At 61.6% G+C, this 22,884-nt stretch carries 20 protein-coding genes; 14 read left to right on the plus strand and 6 right to left on the minus strand.

Going from position 1 to position 22,884, the window contains the following annotated elements:
• Positions 1-76: 76 nt before the first annotated feature.
• From VHN57_RS21010 to VHN57_RS21025, 4 genes are all read right to left on the minus strand, one after another.
• Complete coding sequence (locus VHN57_RS21010; RefSeq protein WP_423285235.1) at positions 77-1,927, minus strand: DUF4214 domain-containing protein; 1,851 nt, start codon at positions 1,925-1,927, stop codon at positions 77-79.
• Positions 1,928-2,128: 201 nt separating this feature from the next.
• A complete protein-coding gene (locus VHN57_RS21015) occupies positions 2,129-3,466 on the minus strand; it encodes an HlyD family type I secretion periplasmic adaptor subunit (RefSeq protein ID WP_423285237.1) in 1,338 nt (445 codons plus the stop codon).
• Between the two features lie 8 nt (positions 3,467-3,474).
• Positions 3,475-5,205: a type I secretion system permease/ATPase gene (locus tag VHN57_RS21020; protein ID WP_423285239.1), complete on the minus strand. Its 1,731-nt coding sequence runs from the start codon at positions 5,203-5,205 to the stop codon at positions 3,475-3,477.
• A gap of 354 nt (positions 5,206-5,559) precedes the next feature.
• Complete coding sequence (locus VHN57_RS21025) at positions 5,560-6,513, minus strand: tyrosine-type recombinase/integrase (protein WP_423285241.1); 954 nt, start codon at positions 6,511-6,513, stop codon at positions 5,560-5,562.
• Between the two features lie 195 nt (positions 6,514-6,708).
• On the opposite strand from VHN57_RS21025, the gene VHN57_RS21030 reads away from it, so the two are divergent.
• The gene (locus tag VHN57_RS21030) at positions 6,709-7,875 is read left to right on the plus strand and encodes a nucleotide sugar dehydrogenase (protein ID WP_423285243.1); all 1,167 of its coding nucleotides are present in this window, start codon (positions 6,709-6,711) and stop codon (positions 7,873-7,875) included.
• Here the strand turns inward: VHN57_RS21030 and VHN57_RS21035 are convergent, their stop codons facing one another.
• Both VHN57_RS21035 and VHN57_RS21040 read right to left on the minus strand, forming a co-directional pair.
• Complete coding sequence (locus tag VHN57_RS21035; RefSeq protein ID WP_423285245.1) at positions 7,876-8,697, minus strand: phosphotransferase family protein; 822 nt, start codon at positions 8,695-8,697, stop codon at positions 7,876-7,878.
• Between the two features lie 31 nt (positions 8,698-8,728).
• Positions 8,729-10,201, minus strand: a complete 1,473-nt coding sequence (locus VHN57_RS21040) for a mannose-1-phosphate guanylyltransferase/mannose-6-phosphate isomerase (protein WP_423285247.1) — start codon at positions 10,199-10,201, stop codon at positions 8,729-8,731.
• 243 nt (positions 10,202-10,444) lie between these two features.
• On the opposite strand from VHN57_RS21040, the gene VHN57_RS21045 reads away from it, so the two are divergent.
• The 13 genes from VHN57_RS21045 (at position 10,445) to VHN57_RS21105 (ending at position 22,740) form a co-directional block, all read left to right on the plus strand.
• Positions 10,445-10,699 carry a type II toxin-antitoxin system ParD family antitoxin gene (locus VHN57_RS21045; RefSeq protein WP_423285249.1) on the plus strand — a complete coding sequence of 85 codons (255 nt, stop codon included), beginning with the start codon at positions 10,445-10,447 and terminating at the stop codon, positions 10,697-10,699.
• A 118-nt stretch (positions 10,700-10,817) separates the two neighbouring features.
• Positions 10,818-10,949 carry a hypothetical protein gene (locus tag VHN57_RS21050; RefSeq protein WP_423285251.1) on the plus strand — a complete coding sequence of 44 codons (132 nt, stop codon included), beginning with the start codon at positions 10,818-10,820 and terminating at the stop codon, positions 10,947-10,949.
• 12 nt (positions 10,950-10,961) lie between these two features.
• Positions 10,962-11,708, plus strand: coding sequence for a replication initiator protein A (locus tag VHN57_RS21055; RefSeq protein WP_423285253.1), 747 nt, complete (start codon positions 10,962-10,964; stop codon positions 11,706-11,708).
• A gap of 856 nt (positions 11,709-12,564) precedes the next feature.
• Complete coding sequence (locus VHN57_RS21060) at positions 12,565-13,542, plus strand: ArdC family protein (protein ID WP_423285255.1); 978 nt, start codon at positions 12,565-12,567, stop codon at positions 13,540-13,542.
• Positions 13,539-13,967, plus strand: coding sequence for a DUF2958 domain-containing protein (locus VHN57_RS21065; RefSeq protein WP_423285257.1), 429 nt, complete (start codon positions 13,539-13,541; stop codon positions 13,965-13,967). The genes VHN57_RS21060 and VHN57_RS21065 overlap by 4 nt, the downstream gene beginning before the upstream one ends.
• 108 nt (positions 13,968-14,075) lie before the next feature.
• A complete protein-coding gene (locus tag VHN57_RS21070; RefSeq protein WP_423285259.1) occupies positions 14,076-14,636 on the plus strand; it encodes a ParB/RepB/Spo0J family partition protein in 561 nt (186 codons plus the stop codon).
• Between the two features lie 98 nt (positions 14,637-14,734).
• Entirely contained in the window at positions 14,735-15,886 is a 1,152-nt protein-coding gene (locus VHN57_RS21075) for a tyrosine-type recombinase/integrase (RefSeq protein ID WP_063976798.1), read from the plus strand.
• On the plus strand, positions 15,879-17,627 hold the full coding sequence (locus VHN57_RS21080; protein ID WP_063976797.1) for a site-specific integrase: 1,749 nt from the start codon (positions 15,879-15,881) through the stop codon (positions 17,625-17,627). Before VHN57_RS21075 ends, VHN57_RS21080 begins: the two co-directional genes overlap by 8 nt.
• Complete coding sequence (locus VHN57_RS21085) at positions 17,624-19,465, plus strand: site-specific integrase (RefSeq protein WP_063976796.1); 1,842 nt, start codon at positions 17,624-17,626, stop codon at positions 19,463-19,465. Before VHN57_RS21080 ends, VHN57_RS21085 begins: the two co-directional genes overlap by 4 nt.
• 4 nt (positions 19,466-19,469) lie before the next feature.
• Positions 19,470-19,955, plus strand: coding sequence for a hypothetical protein (locus VHN57_RS21090; RefSeq protein WP_063976795.1), 486 nt, complete (start codon positions 19,470-19,472; stop codon positions 19,953-19,955).
• Positions 19,956-20,007: 52 nt separating this feature from the next.
• Positions 20,008-21,468, plus strand: coding sequence for a chromosome partitioning protein ParB (locus tag VHN57_RS21095; protein ID WP_423285261.1), 1,461 nt, complete (start codon positions 20,008-20,010; stop codon positions 21,466-21,468).
• Between the two features lie 189 nt (positions 21,469-21,657).
• Positions 21,658-22,086: a DUF5990 family protein gene (locus tag VHN57_RS21100; RefSeq protein ID WP_423286082.1), complete on the plus strand. Its 429-nt coding sequence runs from the start codon at positions 21,658-21,660 to the stop codon at positions 22,084-22,086.
• Between the two features lie 354 nt (positions 22,087-22,440).
• On the plus strand, positions 22,441-22,740 hold the full coding sequence (locus tag VHN57_RS21105) for a DUF736 domain-containing protein (protein WP_048939321.1): 300 nt from the start codon (positions 22,441-22,443) through the stop codon (positions 22,738-22,740).
• The last annotated feature ends 144 nt before the right edge of the window (positions 22,741-22,884 follow it).

The following is a 22,884-nucleotide window of genomic DNA, read 5'->3' on the forward strand; positions in this document are numbered from 1 at the left end:
CTGACCCTAAGCGTGTCGACCATCTAAAAATACGGTGCGGACCAACATGCGTTCGCCCGCACCGCGATACTGCGTACTAGCCCAGGAAATCGACCCCTGAGTAAATATGGTCCTGCATCAAACTGAAATGTTCTTCGCTCGATGAGAATCCAAGGAGAAGTTCTCCCTTGGTCATACCGCCTTCAAGAGCAGCCACCCATGCCTGCTTACCGGCGCCATCGGCACCGCGATCCAGCGTATTCATATACATGAATTCGACCAGATCGGCATTGGACAGGCCCGCCGTCTTCTGCGCAAATTCGGAAGAGTTGGCAAATCCTGTGGCGACATCTTTCAGCGTCACGCCATTTTCAAGAGCGGTTACCCAATTTAGCAACCCCTGCCGATCTGGCAGGCGGTCGGCAAAGCTATCGTACAGCGCCGCTACCTGCTGGAAATTGTCGTCAGTGACCCACAATCCCTTGGCAAGTGTATCGGCCGTGAGACCACGATGTTCACCGCTTTCGGAAAAACCGATGACGGCCTCCGCACGGCTCAAACCTGCATCAAGATTGGCAACCCAGTTGGCCTTGCCCGCTTCATCCGAAGACCGCCCAAGCGCAGAGGTGTAAAGAAACTCCACGAAATCAGCAGTTGAAAGCGCACCAGTCTTGCCCAGAAATTCCGGAGATCCGACAAATGCAGCGGCAACATCGGCCTTGCTCAGTCCTTTATCCATCCTGTCGAGCCAGGCATCCAGCCCGACCATGTCCGGCTCGCGGTGCAACACCGTGTCATACAACCGCATGACATAGGCTGCATTGCTATCGACATCGAATGTCAACGTCGCGTCGCGGAACTCGACATTCTCGACAGCCTTGATAGTGTCGCCAGATCCACCGGACGATACGATCGCAGTCATATTTTCCGACGAGACGCCATAACTGCGGGTCAGTCCAGCATAGCTGACAATGTCAAATCCCTCGCCGCCGTCGATTACATCACCATCGGCCAGCGCGCCGATAAAGTCGTTACCGGCACCGCCATAGATTTCATCGGCTCCGCCGCGGCCGAAAATACGATCGTCGCCATCGCCACCATAAAGCATGTCTTTGAAATTTGAACCATTCAACACGTCATTGCCGCCACGGCCATCTAACAACCCGCCACCGGTCGAATCGGCTGTTAACGTAAGAATATTGTCCGCCCCATCAGCACGGACGATAGTGCCATTCAGATATTTCTCGGCATTTGGGTCGTACGGCCAAGTGAGTGGCGTCATCCAATAGACCCCACCGCCGACTACATCGACATTTTCAATCGCAGAAATATTATAATAGTATATCTTCTGACCAGTATATGACGGATAATAAACTGTACCAAAATTTCCGGTTTCTAAATCGAGTTCATAATTTTGGAAAGAAGAGCCAGTAATTGATAGCTTATCCTGACCAGACCCTCCATTTATTACGGATTTTTTTCCATAACCACCAAAGTTACCGGCCAAGACGACTTGATCATTACCTGCCCCAGCATTCATCCCGCCTGAGCCGTACCAGGTAATTACGTCAGATCCGCTTCCGGTCACATAGTCAATGTCATTACCGAAAACGGTAAGTGTATTATTCCAGTTTCCAAGCGAGATCCGTTCGACATTCTGGACATTAAATCGTTGATTTCCTACAGTCAGATCAACCGACGAGCTTGAAGACGATCCGTAAATGTAAACGGGCGAAACCGCAGTGACATCGATTTCATCGTAACCATCACCACCATCGATTATTCCCTTGGGAGGCTGAGGGTACGATATCTGCACGCCGCTAAACACAAAACGGTCGTTGCCACCGCGCCCGTACATGTAATCGGGTCCAAACAGGCCATCGATTACGTCATCGCCTTCAGTGCCGCTTAATGTGTCAGCGCCTGGTGTTCCGGTAATAGTCGCCATAATTTCTCCAAGGCATTGCTAAATGCGCACGCACGATGCCGTGCATGCGTTAAAAAAATTATCGCGACCTTGTATGATATTTTCGAGCTTTCTCACGGAGTTGGTAGCATTTGTCCAGCGAATTCAATGCGCCTGAGCGAGCATTTCGAACTTCCCCATCGCTCCATTGCCACATTATTTCCAGAGGACATCTTACGTTGATCAATGCTCCCGAAACGACGTCCAGAAACTACCGATTAGTGGCTCAAGGAGATAGTCGAGTGCTGTACGCCGCCGCAGGGGAATCAGAATCTGAACCGGCATTCCTGGACGCAACTCAAAGGCCCTACCCCGCACCTTGCGGATCAAACCAATCTGGTCTTCGGAAACCACTACATCAGCGGTAAAATAGGTCTGCCCACTTCTTTCGTCGAATACGCTGTCGGCCGACAGGCGCTGCAATCGCCCTTCCAGATTGGGTAATTGCCGCTCGTGAAGTCCCGAAAATTTGACCAGCGTCTTTTGTCCAATGGTCAGGTCATCTGCGTCATCCGGCGCAATACGTGCCTGAATCAGCAGCGGCTGATTTTCCGGAACGATATCCATCAGCTTCTGTCCACCTGCGATAACACCGCCTGGCGTAAAAATGCTCAGTCCCACAATTTCGCCCGTAACCGGCGCACGGATCGCCGTGCGGGCCAGTTGGTCGCGGGCGGCGCGCCATTTCGGCATTACATCGCCCAACCCAGTCTCGACATCACGTAATTCAGAAGCGGTCCGCTCCCGAAAACTGCTTTCCGCTTCAATCGCCTCTATCTGGCTTTCCCGCGTCGCGCCGCGCGTTTGGGCGACGCTGGCCGCATATTGACCCCGCTGCCCCTCCAGCGCGGCTCTTGCTCGTTCCAGTTCGCGCATACGCGTCTTCGATACGAAACCCTTGTCGGCAACAGGCTTCAATGCAGCTATCTGCTCATCCAATATGCGCAACTGCTCGCGGGCCGCGATACTCTGGCCATCATAACCGCGTCCCTGTTCGCTAGATTGCATTCCACGCTGCGCCAGTGCGTCGCGCCGCGATGAAAGAACCGCGATGCGCGCCGTCAACTCGCTTTGCTGCAATGTCATTGCCACCATCGCGTCGGCCTTGTCTTGCGGATCAAGAGTGGAAAACTCTTTCGGCTGGGCTATCCGGGTCGTGCCCAACTGCTCCGCCTGCAATCTGGCGCGTTGCGCCAACAGCCGGATCGCTTGCGATGTCAGTGCACGCTCCTGCGCCTGCACATCAGGAGCGGCCAACGTCATCAACAGCTGCCCCCGCGCAACCCGCTGTCCTTCACGGACATATAATTTACGCACGACGCCGCCATCGCGATGCTGAACTGATTGACGCTGCCCGGATACGGCCAAGGTGCCGGACGCAGCGGCCCCGGCGTCCAGGCGAGCAAATGCCGCCCAGCCAAGAAATCCCACAAAGAACACAGCGGCTACAGCAATCCCGAAACGAATGTCGCCTTTGGGATTGGCCAGATGAACATCCGAACCGGGCGCAGGCAGGGCCATTGGCTTTCTCATGCCGCACCGGCTGCAGGCGGCGAAGGCATGTGCCGAACGGCAGGTGGCGCCACCTTTGCCAGTATCTCGTCGCGCGGGCCGAACAGCTCTGCGCGACCATCACGCAGCACCATGATTTTGTCGACCACTGGCAGGATACCCAATTTATGGGATACGATCAAAATCGTCTTCCCCCTCGCTTTGAGCGCCGACAGCGCTTGTATCAGGGCAACATCCCCTTCTCGGTCCAGATGGGCATTGGGTTCATCCAATATTAGAATGGCGGGATCACCATAAACGGCCCGCGCCAATGCTATACGCTGCGCCTGCCCTGCCGAAACACCTTTGCCGCCCAGATGCAGACGATGATCATATCCATTGCTCAACCGCGCCATCATGGGGGCAGCACCGACCTGCTCTGCTGCCTGCACAACCGCGGCGTCTATAGCCGCACGATCCATGTTCACCTCTCCGGAAAACCGTGCGATATTCTCTGCAACGGTTCCCGCAAACAGCGCTGAATCTTGTGGCAAATAACCAATATGCTGCGCCAGCTTTTCAGGATCCCAATCGCGCGCATCCGCATCATCAATGCGAACAGTTCCCCGATCCGGCAACTGCGCGCCAGCGATCGTGCGCACCAGCGTCGATTTTCCGCCACCACTGGGACCGATGATCGCAACCACCTCACCTGCCGCAATACGCAGAGAAATGCCCTGAACCGTTGCACCATTACGCGCTTCGTTCAAAACTGTGACACCATCCAGTTCCAGCGCACCACGCGGCGCAGGAAGCTGCGTCTGCGCGGCACCCACGGGCGTCGCGTGCAACAGGCCATTGATGCTGCTATAGCTTTGTCGCGCCTGGACGATCGCTTTCCAGCTGCTGATCAGTTGCTCAACCGGTTGCAGGGCGCGTGCGATTAGAAAGGACGAAGCGAATATCGCACCTCCTGAAATCAAATTATCTGCCGCCAGCCAGGCCCCCAGACCCAATGCAAGAGATTGCAATGCCATCCGGACGAACTTGGTGATCGACAGGATATTGCCACTCGCAAAACCAGCCTCGGTTTGTGCCGTCAGCATGGCTTCTCGCTTGCGCAGCTGCCGGGCAACAAAAGCGCGCCGCATTCCCAGCGCCCTTACACTATCGGCAGCGCCCAGCACGGCGTCCTGATGCGCATAGCTCTCGCTCGCAATCAACTGCGCTGCGTCCAGACGCTTCCGGGTCAATCGTTCATTCGCCCAGGCAAGCATCGGCATCAGCGCGCATCCGACAATGGCGACGACGCCAATCCATGGGTGGACCAGGAAACATACCAGCAGATAGATCGGAACCCACGGTGCATCGAACAATGCCAGCATCCCCGGGCCGGTGAGCGTGCCACGCATCTGATCGAATTCGCGCAATGCCTGCCGCGCAACGGGCAGATCCGGCCGCCCCAGCGTCCCGTCCAATATCATCGGCGCAATGATCGCATCCAGTTGCACGCCTGCACGCGCCAGCAATCGCTGACGTACTCGATCAAGCAGCGCCAGTGAAATTAACGCAAACAGCAATATGATCGTTAGGAAAAGCAGGGTCTGTAAACCCTGTGTCGGCACGACACGATCATACACCTGCAACATGTAAATGGTCGGCGCGATATAAAGCAGATTGATCAGCGCGCTGAACGCCGCGGTGGCGATAAAATGCGTTTTGCAGCGCGAAAGCGCTTCCCCGACTGCCCCTTGGACCCCGCTCTTCATCTTACCGTCACAGTCATCTTATCAGAATCATTTTGCCGCCGGATTGGACGCTCTGGTCAGCAAGGCGCCTTAGAATAGCGCAAGGGGCAAACTCAACCCTGTACATTTTACGCCACATGACAAATGCTGATAATCCTTAATTCTTTTGAAATCAGTGATTTTCTACGTCTGTATTTCTGATAGCGCGAAGCGCCATCTTCGCCTTGAATGCTAAGCTATGATTGCAGCGGGGACGTCTCTTCATTTCTACTTCTGTTTGGCGGCCACCATGGCCCCTGTCAGGCAGAAAATCCACGTATCGAGCTGTCCAGATTCCCTCAAGCCATCTCTTCATTATACGGGCTAATTTAAGGCTCATATCCTTACTCGTTCCACCTCCGCTAGGCTGATCTCGTCGCGGCGCCGGTCATAAAGTTGCGTCGTGCGGGTTGAGCTATGATTGGCCATGGCTGCGGCATTTTCCAACGTCCCGCCATTCTTCAGATAAAAGGTAATGCCCGTCGCTCGAAAACTGTGATTGCCAATCCGCGTCTCGATCCCCGCAGCCCGCGCTCTCCGTCGCACCATCGCATGGGCTTCGGCCTGCCGTAGCGCCCGCTCGCTCAAAGCACGGTTGCGCCGGTCGATAGTGCGGAACAGCGGTCCCCTGCCCTCATCCAGCGAACACACTTCTATATAAGAGAGCAGATAATCTTCGAGCATATGGTGGCAGGGCATCTCATGCCGCTTGCCGCCTTTCTCATGCAGGCGCAGCCACAGCCGCCGTCCCTGCACGAACACATCCTCTCGCTTCATTGCAAGCGCTGCCCCGACGCGCGCGAAGCTATAGATCATCAGGCCGATGAGCGCTCGGTCTCGCAGTCCTGCCGGCGTCGAAACGTCGATCGCATCGAGCAGCGCCCGCGCCTCAGCGACCTCCAGCACTGGCGTCCGTCCGGTTCGGGAGCTATGTGCTGGCCCGCGCACACTGGCGGCGGGGTTGGCCGGGATCGCCTGCCCCGTCACTAGCCAGTCGAACAGATGACGGATCGCGGCCAAGCGCTGCTTGACGCTCGGTGGGGCGAGCGACTGACCCAGCATTTCGATCCAAGCAGCGACATGGATCGGCGCAATCTCGCCCAGCCTGCGCACGCCATGGCCAAAGCACCATGACAGGAAATCCCCCGCCGCTTTCGCATAGGAACGCCGCGTATGAACGTTGCGGATATTGGCCGCGAAAAATTCCAGAAAGCGCATATGCACATGCGGCGACGCTTCCGCAACGATCGGTGGCAGGGGGAGTGATGACAGGTTGATCGTCGGAAGCATGCCAAAAGGACCCGAATGAGGAATAATATGTGATAATGTCCTTTATCACATATATTGAGTGTGGAAGGAGAAATTGCATTGCTTCCCCCATAATGAATGGTTGTAAGACGGTCTTATCCGTCGCAGGGATGCCATATGCCGATCCGGAGTGCCGGACGCGCCCGTGGCGGTGCGTGATGCAAGGAATGACAAAGAATGAAGATCGCTGTTTTCGGCCTGGGCTATGTCGGGCTTTCCAATGCTGTTCTGCTGGCCCAGCATCATGAAGTCGCGGCGGTCGACATCACGCCCGAACGTGTCAATATGCTCAATGCGCGCAAATCGCCGATCGTCGACGTGGAACTGGAAGAGTTCCTTGCCACGCGTCCGCTCAACCTCACTGCCACGCTCGATCCGCAACAGGCCCTGGTCGATGCCGATTATGTGATCGTCGCAACGCCGACCAATTACGACGTCGGCACCAACAAGTTCGACACTTCCTCGGTCGAAGCGGTGATCCAGACAGCCAAGGCGGCCAATCCCGCCGCGACCATCGTCGTCAAATCGACCGTACCGGTCGGCTTCGTGGAAGATGTCCGTCAGCGACTTAACACCAATCAGGTTATTTTCTCTCCCGAATTCCTGCGTGAAGGGAAAGCGCTTCAGGACAATCTCCACCCGTCGCGCATCATCGTGGGCGAACGGTCGGAACGCGCTCGCATCTTCGCCGACCTGTTGTTGCAGGGCGCGGTCAAGAAGAACGTGGAAATCCTGTTCACCGACCCCAGCGAGGCGGAGGCGATCAAGCTGTTCGCCAACACCTATCTCGCCATGCGGGTCGCCTTCTTCAACGAACTGGACAGCTACGCCATCGCTCATGGCATGGATTCCCGCCAGATCATTACCGGCGTCGGCCTCGATCCGCGCATCGGGTCGCATTATAATAATCCCAGCTTCGGCTATGGCGGCTATTGCTTGCCCAAGGATACCAAACAGCTACTCGCCAACTATTCCGAAGTGCCACAGAACCTGATCCGCGCGATCGTCGACGCCAACCACACCCGCAAGGATTTCCTAGCCGACCAGATCATCGCGAAGCGCCCGAAAAAGGTCGGCGTCTTCCGCCTGGTGATGAAGGCGGGTTCCGACAATTTTCGTCAGTCTTCGATCCAGGGCATCATGAAGCGGATCAAGGCCAAGGGCATCGAGGTCGTGATCTACGAACCCGCGATGCAGGAGGATGCGTTTTTCGGGTCGCGGGTCGTGCGCGATCTTGGCGCGTTCAAGCAGGAATGCGACATCATCATCGCCAACCGCATGACCGCGGACATAGAGGATGTCTCGGACAAGATCTTCACGCGAGATCTTTTCGGATCGGATTGATTATGATTCGGCGCGCAGGTTACCGAGCCCGTTTCTGCGCAATGCCCTGTCCAGATAGCGCGTGAAGGCAGGTGTGCGCCCGGCGTCGCGCGCGCGCAGCCAGGCGAGCGCGACGACGGGTCGCCATTGCTCCATGTCGCGCATCGTGACGGCGCCCGACGCCAGATAGCTTTTAGCCAATTGCCCCGCCGCCCAGTCGCGCCAAAGGTTCGTCACCCAGTCGCTCGGTCCGATGCCAAAGCGCATCAGCATTTCGGACCGTACCACATCGGCCGCCGGATGCCCTGCCGCCGCCTTTGACCAATCGATTACGACCATGCCCTGCGGTGTCATCATGACATTGCCCAGATGGAAATCGCCATGGGTCAGGGCGTCGCCGTCCGGCAATGCCTCCAGATAGGCGGTGGCGGCGCGTTGCAGCGTATCGGGGGCGGGACCGTAGGCAATATCGGTCGCTAAAACCTGTTTCAGCGACCGCAAATTTCCTCCACTTGCCCGATGCATGGCTGCATGAAACCTACCCATTTGGTTCATGGCCCACCCTGCCCGCATCGGATTGCGACGGACCCAATCTATCAACGTCATGCCTTCAAGTCGGGGATAGACGATGCCTCGCCGTCCGTCCGATGTTTGTCGCCCGATCGCCGCGGCTGTCGGTACTCTGCATGCCGCCGCATGGGCAGACGCTTCGGCTTCGCGCGCGATCATCTCGTCCGACACGCTGTCGCGGAACAGTTTGAGCGCGTGCCCCCCGCCAATATCGAATAACTCAGCGCTCGCGCCTCTGGCGATGAAGGGATAGGTGGGCGTCGGCTCGTTCATTCGGGCCTGTTATCAGACCTTGTAGCCATGGTCATGCCCGCGCATAGCGGTCCTCGTAACGGATGATGTCATCCTCCCCTACATAGGGGCCGGTCTGCACTTCGGTGAAGACCATGGGGATGCGCCCCGGATTTTCGATCCGGTGCTGCGCGCCGACCGGGATATAGATGGACTGGTTTTCGGTGAGCACCGACACGTCGCCGTCCAATGTGACGCGCGCCGTCCCCTCCACGACGATCCAATGTTCGGACCGGTGGAAATGGCTTTGCAGGCTGAGCGATGCGCCGGGCAGCACGGTGATGCGCTTGACCTGAAACCGCCCCCCGATCAGCAGGCTTTCATGCCAGCCCCAGGGGCGATGATCCTTGGGGAACGTCTCCGCCTGCACTGCGCCCTTGCGTTGCAGCGCCTCGACCACCTTCTTCACGTCCTGCGTGCGCGATTTGTCGGCGATCAGCACCGCGTCGCTCATCGCTACCGCGACGATATTGTCGAGGCCAAGGCCGACAATCTCCAGCCCCTCGCTCTCGGATCGCAGCAGCGTATTGCGGCAATCGATCGCGGTTGCCGCGCCAGACAGCGATACACCCTGTTCGTCGGGTTGCATGTGGCTCCACACAGCATCCCAATCGCCCAGATCCGACCATCCCGCATCATAGGGGACGGCGGATAGATTGTCGGCCCGCTCCATGATGGCGACGTCGATGGCGATATTGTCCGCTTTGCTCCATGGATCGGCCGCCAGGCGCAGGAAGCCCAGATCGGCCTCCGCCTGCTCGACCGCCATTTGCACGCTATCCAGCATGGCGGGCGCGTGCCGTTTGAACGCGGCGATGATGTCCCTGACTGCGAACAGGAAAATCCCGGCGTTCCACAGATAGTTGCCGGTCGCCAGCATCTCCTGCGCGCGGGTGGCATCGGGCTTCTCGACAAAGCTGGTCAGGCTGATCGGTGCGCCTGATCCATCCGGTCGGCTCACGATCTCCAAATAGCCATAGCCGGTTTCCGCCCGTGTCGGCTGTATGCCGAACGTCACCAGATCGCCCCGGTCGATCGCGTCCAGCCCCTTGCCCACCGCTTCGTGGAATGCCGCGACGTCGGGCACCACATGGTCGGACGGCGCGACCAGCATGATGGCGTCGGGCTGCCGTGCCGCCAGATGCAGCGCCGCCGCCAATATGGCAGGCGCGGTATTGCGCCCTTCCGGTTCGATCAGGATGGCGTCGGGGTCGATCCCTTCCTGCGTCAGCTGTTCGGCGATGATGAAACGGAATAATGCGTTGGTCAGCACCATCGGCCGCGTGAAGGTAAAATCGTCCGTCGCGCCGGACAAGCGACGGGCGACGGCCTGGAACAGCGTTGCGTCCCCCACCAGCGGCACGAACTGCTTGGGATAGGATTTGCGCGACAATGGCCAGAGCCGCGTGCCCGATCCACCCGCCAATATGACGGGCGTGATGCGCATATTGGAACCTGCCGCTGTTGGCTGTGCCTTGTTATCCATCGAAATCCCCCTGACACCATTTCATGGCATCTGCCACAATTCTATGTCCAGATTGCTTACCGCGACAATGCGGCATCTGGATTTTTTGCTGCCCGCACCCAATCGACAGCGCCTTCATACCATTGTGTATTCATGGAGTTATTTGGATACCATATGGTATCATAAAGATACCATTTATCTTGCATTGCCCTGTATTATTTATTGGTATAGCTTCCGTCCATCATCCGCCGTCTAGGGACCATCATGGCGCGTAATACCTCCATCGTTATCGGCGATCATTTCAGCCAGTTCGTCAGCGAACAGGTGAGATCGGGCCGTTATGGCTCGACCAGCGATGTCGTGCGCGCCGGACTACGCCTGTTGGAGGAGCGTGAAGCACGGGTCCGTGCTTTGGGCGATACTATGGTGGAAGACACCGCCCTGCCCTTCGATGCGGCTGTGCAGCAGGATGGTGCACAACCGGCAGCGTCTGACATTCCTCCCCCATCTGGGGTATGAACGGCGGGATGACATGGCGACTGACGCGCCGACAGGACGGAAAAAGACGGCAAAGCGCCCAGTTCGTGCTTTCGAGTAGAAATAGGGAAGACATGGTTTTCGGGATGGAGCGACCATAATGGCATCGGCGCAGAATGAATTGTTCCAGCTTGACAGTCCGCTGCTGGGCGAAATCCGTGGCGAGCGATCGCTGATGGCCTTTCCCTTTTTCGCGCTTGCCAAAAATGCGTGGATGAAGCCGCTGGCCTAATCCACTCCCACCGTGTCTATCGAGGTGCGGCCCAGCGCGCGCGGCGTCGCCACCATCTATGACAAGGAAATCGTCGTCTATATCGCCAGCCTCATGGCCGCGAAGATGGAGGCGGGTATGAGCATTTCGCAGGACTTTACCTTCACCGCGCACGACCTGTTCAGCGTTACCGGCGCCAATCACAGCGCCCGTTCCTATTCCCGCCTGGCCGACGCGCTGGAGCGGCTTCAGGGGACGCAGATCCGCACCAATATCGAGGCCGGGGGCGAAGGCGAGGAAGGTTTCTTCTCTTGGCTGTCGGAAGCGCGACTGCAATATGCGCGCACCGCCAATGGCGAAAAGCGGCTGAAATCGGTCAAGGTGCGGCTGTGCGACTGGCTGTTCCGCGCCATTTTGCGTGATAGACAAGTCCTTGATTATGCATCAACTTATTTCCAGCTCGGACCGATTGAGCGGCGCATTTACGAAGTCGCCCGGTCCAGCTGCGTCGATGGTGAGCCGCTCGATATCGACCTCAACCTGCTCAAGCTCCAGACCGGTTTCCAGAACCCGCTATCCAATTTCCGCATCGCCATGCGCCAGATCGCGGCCGCCAACGCCATTCCCGATTATGATATCAGGCTGGTTGAGGATGCGCCCATGGCGGTCGTCCCGGACAGCGAGGATGCGCCGCGCAAGGCCGGGCGTCGTCCCAGCACGGCGCGGGTCGTCATCACCCGCCGGGCGTTGCCCGCGCTGGACGCTGCCCCCGGCCGCTGAGGCCCCTGCCCGCGTCAGGCGCGGCATCTTGCCCGATCGCGTTCCGATGCTGCCTGCGGCCCGCGGCAAATGCTGCATCGTGGCGTGTGGCCGCATCCTGATTCGCGCACCCTGTCCCATTCCTACTCGAAAGCACGAATGGGCGGCCTCTTTCCTACTCGAAAGCACGAATGGAGCGGCTATTCCTACTCGAAAGCACGAACGATTTTCTGCATTCCTACGCGAAAGCACGAACCGTCAGGCCTTTCGATGTAGGATTATTACTGCAAATATCCCTCTCCTGTCGGTGTCATGCCGTCAGATCAACCGACCGGGCGGACCATGCCGTTCCGGATCATCAGGCCGGCGCTGCCGGTGGGGACTTTGGAATGAAGGGGTGGCTGTGACCACATAAAAGAACGCCCGGCACGAAGGCCGGGCATCCGTTGGAGTAGTGGAGCGACGTCGCCAAACGTCGAACCGGGATCACACCCTGTCTTCCTACTCCAGATCGAAACCCGTTTCAAGGATGCGCGCTTCGCGCCACGCACTCTTTTTGTCTGGTGACGGTCCTCCTGTGTGGAGGGACGAGTGGGATCATTTGCCTTTGCAGGATGATGGTCGCCGCCCGGTTCGCGCGGCGGCGTTTCCTGTTTGCCTCTCCCGGCGTGGCGGGTGTGGCCGGCGCTCCCGGCTAGGCCCGTCGCGGCCAAGGACAACCCCGCCCGCTGCGCTCCTGCGGGGTGCTCCACATCCGTTCCGCCCTTGCGGTGTCCTTGCCCGCTGGAGCCGGGCCTCTTGGTCGCATGTCGCCGCCCACCCCCGCCTTTGCGGGGAGGCTTTGTGCCTTTTTTTAGGGTGGTGGAAAGGACAGGCCATGCCGAAATCGTCAAGCCGCAGTGCTGCCCGTGAGGTCGGAAAGGACAGGGACAGCGAACGTGCGAGCCTCTATGACGAGCTGACCACGCGCATCGTCTCGGAACTGGAGGCGGGGCGCTTCCCTTGGGTCCAGCCATGGGGAAAGATCGAAGGGCCGGGCGTCAACGCCGCGCCCGGCCTGCCGCACAACGCGGTGACCGCCCGGCCTTACTCTGGCGTCAACATCCTGATCCTGTGGTGCGCCGTCATCGAAAACAGCTGGCCTTCGCAAGGCTGGCTGACCTTTCGGCAGGCTCGCGAGGCGGGAGGATGCGTCCGTAAGGGCGAGCACGGCGTAAGCGTGGTCTATGCCGATCGCTTCACCCCCAGGGGCGAGGCCGAGCGGGCGACGCGCGATGGCGACGAGCCCCGCGCCATTCCCTTCCTCAAGCGCTTTACCCTCTTCAACGTCGCCCAATGTGATGGGCTCCCCTTAGACCTTGGCAGCGATCCGGTGCCATTGGACGAGAGCGAGATCGAGCCGGTCGCCCGGCAAGTGATCGCCGCTTCGGGCGTCGAGTTCCGCATAGGCGGGGACAAGGCCTTCTATGCGCCCAGTGCCGACTTCGTCGCCGTCCCGCCGCAGGCCGCCTTCTTCGATCCGGTGAACTGGCACAGGACGGCTTTTCACGAATTATGTCATGCGACCGGCCACCCCAAGCGGCTGAACCGGGATATGACCAATCCCTTCGGCAGCAAGGACTATGCCCGCGAGGAACTTATCGCGGAAATGGGCTCGGCCTTCCTGTGCGCCGCGCTCGGCATCGTCCCGACCGTCCGTCATGCCGATTACCTCGGCGCGTGGCTCGATGTCCTGCGCGAGGACAACCGCGCCATCTTTCGCGCCGCCAGCGCTGCCTCCAAGGCCGCCGACTGGTTGCTGTCCCGCCATCGCGAGGTCGAGAGCGCCCGCGCCGAGGAAAGGATCGCAGCATGATCCTGCTTCCCGATGAACTGCGCAAGGCACTGCGCGCGAACGCCATTCGCCACGGCATCGCCCTGCGCGGCGGCATTACCGAACCGGACTTCGTGCCCCTTCTCAAGCTGTTCAACCCGCTGGGCGCGGCGACATGGCTGGCGAGCGAACTCGCCGAGGATGGCGATACGCTTTTCGGCCTTGCCGATCTTGGCTTCGGTTGCCCGGAACTCGGCACGTTCAGCCTCTCGGAAATCGCTGCCATCCGGCCGCCCTATGGCATGGCCATCGAGCGCGATCTCGCCTTCGAGACGGCTCATCCGCTTTCCGTCTGGGCCACATGGTCGCGCCGGTCCGGCTCGATCCTCTGGGCGCAGACGATGCTCCGCCGCCATGGCCCGGCTTCGGGCGAGACGGCTGCGGACCCTGATCTTCCACCGTCCTGACGGCGGATGACGCAAGGCGGCGCGTCATGCCGCCACCCTCAGTGCCGGTCACGTCCTGAGCATCGCAAACAGCGCGACCGGCACCTTTTGACGAAAGGCATATGACCCATGAAACTCGACCATATCCCGCTCGACAGGCTCTATGTCGACAAAACCAACATGCGCTTTGGCCGCAAGGCGCCGGACGTCTCCGACATCCTGCCGACCATCCGGGCGCGCGGCGTCATACAGTCGCTTCTGGTCCGTCCCCCCGATGCCGAAGGCCGCTTCGGCATCATCGCGGGCAGCCGCCGCTTCCACGCAAGCCGTATCGTCGCCGACGAACGGCGGGACGCGGGCGATATCGATCCCGAGGCGCTGCTCCTGCCCTGCGGGATCATGGAGGATGGCGACGATGCCGCCGCCATCGAAGCCTCGATGATTGAGAACATGGCCCGGCTCGACGCCTTAGGTCATGTGTCCAGATTGTCCTTCGATAGAAAGAATAAGAGAATGGTGTGCTTGTTCCAGGCCGCCCGCAGCGCTTACCCGAAGAGCTGGCGGAGGGCGGCCTGGAACAAGCACTTGCGCGGCGGTTGTGGTATTGTCCCGCTTGCGATCGGGGGCGACGAGTCCGTCACACGGACGCCCTTGGGTTTATCGGCGCGCCTGAGCGCGCCGCACATTTAAGCATGGGGCAGAAACTGTCCTTTTGAGCGTAATCATGGGCTCTGAACGGCAATAGGCTGTCCTGCTATCGGGCGCGCACGACGCGCCACGGAGGACAGATGGCGCGTATCATCAGAGCGTTGCCGGGCTATGGCGACATCCCGGCGCACTTCCCGGTCATCGTCGATGATGGGATGGCGATTATCGAGCCTGCGTTCGCGTATCTGCACGAACTGGCGACCATCCCGGGCCGCAGCCACGCGGCCGAGACGATCCGCACCTATAGCGAACATCTACACGACTGGCTCGATAGCCTGGAGCAATCCCGGATCGCCTGGGACGCGGTTGGCGAACGCGAGATAGCGGCGTGGCGCAACCGGATGCTGGAACGCCCGAGCCCGCACACGAAGCGGCCCTATGGGCGCTCGACGATCAACGATCGGGTCCGCACAGTCTGCCGCTTTTATGGCTGGGCGCATCAGCGGAGCTGGATCGTGGAGCTGCCGTTCCATTACATCGACGTGCGTGTGTCGCATCGGCGGCAGTCGATGCTCGCGCATCTCGATGCGCGTCCCGGCATCGTCGCGGCCAATGTGCTGACCGTCCCGGAGGCCGAGCGGCTGCCGCGCGCCCTGCGCGCCGATCAGCTTCGCCGGCTGTTCAGTGCGCTGGCGTCGCCTTACGATCTGATGGCAAGCTGGGCGCTGGTGACGGGAATGCGCCGCAAGGAGCTTTGCGCGCTGGAGCTGTTCCAGGTGCCGGAGATCGCCCACCTGGATGCCGATGAGCATCCGCTGGTCGGGATCGGGCTCAGCATCACCAAGGGCGGCTATCCGCGCACGGTCTATCCGCCGATCCGGTTGCTCGACGCCACGCATCGCTACATCGATGAGGTGCGCGGCCCGCTGATCCGGCGGCTGCGCCGCGCTGATCCATCATGGCATGCACCTTCGGCGCTTTTCCTGACGAGCCGGGGCAAGCCGGTCAGTCCAGTCCGGTTCACGGCTGCGATGAGCGCGGCGTTCAAGGCGGCCGGCGTGGTCGGGACCGGCCATTGGCTGCGGCACTGCTATGCGATGACGATGCTGGCGCAGCTCCAGCGGCAGGCGCGCATGACACCGGAAATCAACCCGCTCAAGGTGGTCCAGGTGCTGCTCGGACACAGGTCGATCGCCAGCACTGCCATCTATCTGCGCTGCGTGGAAATGCATGGTGCCGAACTGGAGGAGAGCATCGCCTGGCTTTACGGCGCGCTGATCGACGATGGCTAGGCGGGCACCGATCAACCGGCGCATGGTGACGCGGGAGGCGAGTGATACCATCGTCCTGTTCCGCGACGCCTGGGGCGAGGTGGACAAGCGGTTCGATCTGGGAAGGCTCGGGCTTCCGGGTGATGTGACGGTGCTGCTGGCCGAAGCGTTCCGGGGGCATCACGCTGGATCGAGCCCGGATACGCAGCGCGGCTGCTATCGTGCGCTGCGCCTGTTCGCGACGTTCGCGCGAGAGGAGGATGCGGTGGCTGGCGCGGCCGACCTCACCTCCACACTGGTCGGGCGCTATATGGACTGGCTCAACCGACAGCCAGGCCCGGATGGCAAGGGCTGGACCGCACCTTCGAAAGCCAATGCGCTGGCGGTGCTGCGCTATCTGGTCGACTGGACCAAGCGGCACGCGCCTGATCGTCTGCCGAGCCGGATCGACTTCCCTTACAATCCCTGGCCCAATCGGTCGCCGACGCCGCGACCCAAGCTCAGCGAGGCGGTGCTCAAAAGCATCCTTCAGGCAGCTTATGAGGAGATCGACGAAGCCTGGGACCGGTTCGAGACCGGGCAACGCATCCTCGCCACGCGCGGCGCGGTGCCCGGTGTTGATGCGCGAACGTGCCGGTTCGTGCGCACAATAGCGCGCGTCGGCAATGGCGTGGTGACGGCAGCGAGCAAGGTCCCCTATGGCGTCTCCACGCTGAGCACGCGTGGCGGGCTGCGGCATCTGTCCGGTTATCTCCATCTGACACTGGAGTATCTTCCGGCCTTCTTCCTCGGGCTCGCGGTTCAGACCGCCGGTAATCCCGACCCATTGCGGCGTCTGCGACGCGACTGCCAGAGCTCGCATCCGCTCGACGAGCATCGGGTGATGATCGACTGGGGCAAGCCGCGTGCTGGTGCGAAGGTGAAGCGGGCGCAGCGCCGTTCGTTCGACCGTCGGCGACCCTATGCGGCGCCCAATCTGATCGATCGGCTGATCGCCATGACCGCGACGCTTGCAAGCCAGGCCCGCGTGCAGGAGCGTGACTTGTTGTTCCTGATGAAGAGCGAGAAGCTCGGCACGGTGCGCCTCGTATCGATGAGCACGCTGGGCAAAGGCATCAAGAAGTTTATCGACCGCGCCAATGACCGGATCGCGATCTGGAACCGGGCCGCACCCGAACGATGGCGCGAACCGCTTCCCGACTTTGCGGCGGCGTTCCTGCGCGGCAGCGCGGCGACCCAGGTCTATACCGCGAGCCAAGGCGATCTGATCGCGGCGCAGGCGCTACTCAACCATGCGCGCATCGACACGACCGAACGCTATGTGCGTGGGCCGGAGGCGGCGCGCATCCAGGCTGAGACGATCGCCCGCGCGCAGGCGCTGATGATCGGATGGGTGATGGGGGAAAATACCGTCTCTCAAGCGCCGCCGGCGGCAATGCCCGCGAGCGTGCCGTTCGGGCATGACTGCCTCAATCTGCTCGGTGGCGACAGGCAGGGCAGGCCCTGTTCTCGGCTCGGGGCGTGTCTGCGCTGTCCGGGCCTGGTGATCCCGCTGGATGCCGAGCATCTGGCGCGCATCCTCCAGGCGATCGCAGTACTGGAGGAAGCACGGACACGGATCGATCCGACGCGCTGGGCACTGATCTACGCCGAGAGCCATCGCATCCTCACGGGCGATATCCTCCCCGACTTCCCCGGCGAGTTGCACGATGCCGCGCGGGCGATCATGGCGGGGCTGCCTGCCTTGCCGGTGCTGGAATGACCCTGTTGCTCGCCCAGGCGGCGGCGTTCGCGCCCGACATCGCGATATCGTCGCGCTCGCGCTTCAGCGACGACATATGGCACCTGGACGGCATCCGGCCCGGTTGTAGTCGGGGCGACTACTCGCTCGACTGGGGTTTTACGGTCGCAACAGGGCGGTTCACCGATCCTGAGCTACTGCTCTGGCTGGCGGCGGCAAAGACCCTGTTGTGGAGCGCGAAGGTCGATCCCCCGCCGGGGCGAAGGCACGTTCATGATGGCACGCTCATGAGACTGTTCAAGGGGCTTCGCCTCCTCATCCGCTGGATGGCAGATCAGGGCTATCGCCGGTTCGCCGACCTTGATCGCGGCGCAAGCGAGCGGTTCATGGCGGCGATGGCCGAGCGCCGAAACCCGAAGGGCGAACTGCTCAAGACGGGCACACTCCATCATTATCGCAGCCTGCTCATCCTGATCTATCTCCAAGGCGCGCGCTACTCGACGGTCGCCATCGGTGATCCGTTCCCGGGCACGACAGGCATGTTCAAAAGGAGTGATCGAGGTTGGCTGCCTTATACCCCCGACGCGATCGCGGTGCCGTTACTGTCGTCGGCGCTGCGGCTGATCGGACCGGCGGCCGATGATATCCTCGCCCTGCAAGGCGAGGCGCAGGCGGCCTATGATGCGGCGCTCGCATCCGGGCTCTCTCCCACCAAGGCCGGCTTCCGCGTCATCGACGCGATCGCGCCGTTCCGGTTCCAGGTGCTGCCTGGCGAGGAGGCCCCCTGGCATCGGGCGCCGGTGACGAGCACCAAGACCGTGCGCTACCTTGCCGACCGGCTCTACGATGCCTGCTTCGTGACGATCGCCTGGCTGGTCGGCGCCCGTCTCTCGGAGATCCTTGGGCTGGAAGCCGGATGCATCGAACGTCACCCTTCCGCTACGGGTGACGAGCGGTTCGCCTATCTTACGGGCCGCATCTTCAAGACCTCACGCGGCTATCATGGTGACGTCCACCGCTGGATCGCGCCCGAGCCGGTCGTGCGTGCGGTCGCAGTGATGGAGAAGCTGACCGATGGGCTGCGGCGCCGGTCGCGACGCGAGGAGTTGTTCCTGATCACATCGAGCACCGGCCTCATCGGTCCTGCCGTCGAGATCGACCTGCCGGCCACTTATACGATCATCCGTCGTCTCAATCTGCTGTTCGCACCGTTCATCGGCCTGCCGCTCCACGAGGGCAAGCCCTGGCACCTCAACACCCATCAGGGCCGCAAGACGTTCGCGCGGTTCGTCGGCAAGCGCGACCGCACCGGGCTCGCCGCGCTCCAGGCACATCTTGGCCATGTGACGCGCGCGATGACCGACAGCGGCTACGTCGGCACCGACTTCCAGCTCGACGAGTTGATCGACCGTCATGCCCAAGAGGAAACGCGAGCGGCGCTGGAGGAGATGCTGACCGCAACCGCGCTCGGCGGCAAGGCCGGGCGCGTCATTGCGGCACGATCCCGGTTCCGCGGCTGCACCCGGAATGGCGACGTGCAGGCATATGTGGACTTCCTCATGGCGGAAACCGACCTGCGGCTCGGCGTGTGCGACTGGGGTTACTGCGTCTATCGCCCCGAAACCTCGGCGTGCTTCGGCGGCGAGGCCGGCCCCAATCCGGTGCTCAGGACCGAGACCACTTGCTCGACCTGCGCCAACTTCGCGGTCACGCCCCGACATCGGTCCGTGTGGGAAATGCGCCGTGCCCGCAATCTGAAACTGCTCGAACAGCCGGTGCTCGATGCCGGCAGTCGTGCGCTTGCTGAGGCCAGGGTCGCCGAATGCGACCGTATCCTCACCCAGCTCGATGAGGGATGATCCAATGCCCAGGAAACCCGATCGTCATGAACAGCGTCGCCAGCAGACCCAGGTCCGGCTCAACGCTGCGTTCGAACGGCTGCGCAAAGGATGCCCGGTCCACCCGCTGCATCAGCGCGGCTATACGCTCACCGTCGCGACCCTCGCGCGCGAATCCGGGGTCGCGCGCAACACGATCTACACCAACCATCGTGATATCATCGACGACCTTCACGCCATCCTCGGCGATCCCATCAAGCCGGTGACGACCTGGCAGGACAAGCTCGACGAACTGCACGGCCTCATCCGCACCATGAAGCAAGAGCAGCGTCGCCTGGTTAGCGAGAACGCGCTGCTGTTGCAGCGCGCCCTCACAGCCGAAGCGGAAGCGCACCGCCACCAACGTCACAACGCTCGGCTGATCGCCGAGCGTGACACGGCGCTCCGCGCCGTGCCAGCGACCACCAAAGCTCGAAGGACAGTGTCACCCGACAACAAGACCAGAAACTGACGGATATCTGCCAAAAAATGCTTCGAAGGACAGTTGACACATGACCTAAGACATGGACGAAGTGCGCCAGTGGGAGAGCTTCACCCGGCTGGTGCGCGAGGGACGCGGGGTCGAGGAGATCGCCATGACCTTCGGCCTGCCCGAACTCTCCATCCGGCGCGTCCTCGCGCTTGGCAACCTTTTGCCGCGCATCCGCGATCTCTATCGCGCGGAGCGGATCGACCGGATCACCGTCAGGCACCTGACACTGGCGAGCAAGAGCCAGCAAAAGGCATGGCTTGCCCTGTTCGAGGACGCCGACGCCTATGTCCCCACAGGCCACCAGCTAAAGGCATGGCTTTTTGGCGGCCAATCGATCCCGGCCCGCTTCGCGCTCTTCGACATCGATGGTTTCAGCGGCGCGACCGTCTCCGACCTGTTCGGCGAGGATCGCTATTTCGCCGATCCTGACGCCTTCTGGACGGCGCAGAACGCAGCGATTGAGGCATCGCGCGCAGCCTATATCGCACAGGGCTGGGCCGATGTCGTCGTGATCCCGCCTGCCGAGCATTTCCATGCGTGGGAATATGAAAAGGCCCCCAAGCGCAAGGGCGGGCGCGTCTATGTCGATGTGCGCGGAACTGGCGAGGTCCTGTTTCACGAAGGCTATGTCACGCGCGCGGAGGCGCGCTGGATCGAGCGCGGCGAAGCCGCCGCGCCGCCCAAGGCCCAGCGGCCCGAGCTAACGTCCACGCTCCAGACCTATGTCGACCTGCACCGCCATGCAGCCGTGCGCGCCGCACTGGTCGGCCATCCCGCGCTTGCCCTGCGGCTCATGGTGGCGCACGCCATCGTCGGCTCGCCTCTATGGACCGTACGTCCCGAACCGCAGATGACGCGCAGCGACGAGGTCCGCGAGAGCATCGAGACATGCCGGGGCGAGGCGGTTTTCGACACGGAACGGCGCATTGTCCTGGATTGCCTCGGCTTCGGCAGCGAGGAACCCAACGTGACGGGCGGAAACGGCGATGACTATGGCGTGGCCGGGCTGTTCCTGCGTCTTGTCGCGCTGCCTGACGAAGAGGTGATGCGCGTCCTTGCCGTCGTCATGGGCGAGACCCTGATGGCAGGCTCGGCAGCGGTCGAGGCTGTCGGCGAGGAGGTCGGGGTCGCCATGGCCGACTGGTGGCAGGCCGACGAAGCGCTCTTTTCCTTGCTGCGCGACCGCGAGGTGCTGGGCCGGATGACGGCGGAGGTGGCGGGGGAAACGGTCGCCAGCGCCAATGCGCGAGAGAAGGCGAAGACCTTGAAGCAGATCATCGCCGATCATCTCGAAGGCGCGGAAGGCCGGGACAAGGTCGAGCGCTGGGTGCCGCGCTGGATGCAGTTCCCGCCCTCTGCCTATACCGACAGGGATGGCGTCGGAACGGTCGCCGCCCATGCCAAGGTCATCGCCGCGCGCCGGATGGCCGCTGGGGATTGCCCTGCGGAATTGGAGGAAGAGGAGAAAAGGCCTTTGCCCCAGGCGGCATGAACGAAGGCGGGCGGGAGCGATCGCGCTCGCCCGCCAGATGCGGGAAAATCGCGCCGCGCGGCCTCGCCCGAGGGGCTCGGCCGCGCGGCTTTGTCGCGTCTCCATCCATGCTGGAACAGGCTCGCATGGCGCATTATGACAGGAGCGCGGCTTTCGGGGGCGGAACGCGCGCAAACAGGGAGAGCGATGATGAAGCGCGCGGACACGGCGGAAATCGCGATGCGGATCATCATCGACCGGCCGGTGCCCGGCGTGTGGCACAGCCTTCAATCCAGGGACGGCGCCCCGCTTGATCCGCAAAGGTCCGGCGATGGTGAACCACTCGCCTTCGACTTCGCCGTGCGGGTCGGGCCCGGTCCCAAATTCTTCGGTGACCAGGTTCGCCGCGAAGGTACCTCGCGCCGTTTCGTCTATGTGCGCGTGGGTCAAGCGGCGGGCGATCATGCCTCGCCCTGGTCCCGCCGGATGAAGGTCGATATCCATGATATCGACCCGGCGCTGCTGGCGCGCGCGGCGGGAGGCGGGATTATCGTCACCACCATTTGCGGCACCGCCAGGGATGGCAGCCCCGCCTGCGCCACGGTCCCCGCGCTGCGCCGGGAGCTTGTCGAGCGCTAGGACGCGGAAAGGCTGGCGGCGGGCGAAGCGATAGGGCGACCTCCCCCGATGGGTTCATCCTGCATGGGGTTCGATCCCGGATCGTGCCAGCAAGGGTCTCCTTTTTCCGATGACTCGTACCGCCCCTGGCCTCTCTTGAAGGCTGGTCTGGCGGCATGCGCGCCTTGTCCTTGCAACGGCTTCGCGCCTGTTTCTTCCCCGCCCCGGCGGGCTCCTCGCGCAACCAAGAAACAGGCGCTTCGCCGCCCTTCGCTCCCGCTGCGGCCGTCCCGGTGCACGGCGGCGCGACGCCGCCCGATCGACCGCCATCGAGGCCGCATCGGGCGGCACTCGGGCAAGAAAAGGAGACATATCATGGCACAGATCGGTAGCTTCACCCGCAACGAGGACGGCATCTACAACGGGGAAATCCGCACCCTCACGCTCCGCGTCAAGGCCACCATCCGGCCGGTCGAGCGCGACCACGACAAGGCCCCGGACCACCGCGTGAGTGCCGGCGGCGTCGAGTTCGGAGCCGGCTGGACCAAGGCTGCCCGCGAGACCGGCGCCGAATATCTCAGCCTCAAGCTCGACGACCCCTCGCTTCCCGCGCCGATCTACGCGACGCTGACCCAGGGCGACAATGGCGAGCACAAGCTCATCTGGTCCCGCTGAAGTCCACGACCCCCGCGCCGAACCGGGCGCGGAGGCCTTTCATGCTGTGTCGAAAATGCCATTGCCGGTTTCGACACTCCCGGCCCGGTATCGCGCCCGCCATCCTCGATATCGCGAACCCATCGCCATGGGTCGCTCTATCGA

Origin of the sequence: Sphingobium salicis subsp. salicis, from assembly GCF_049472635.1 — a bacterium.
Lineage (GTDB): Bacteria > Pseudomonadota > Alphaproteobacteria > Sphingomonadales > Sphingomonadaceae > Sphingobium > Sphingobium yanoikuyae_A.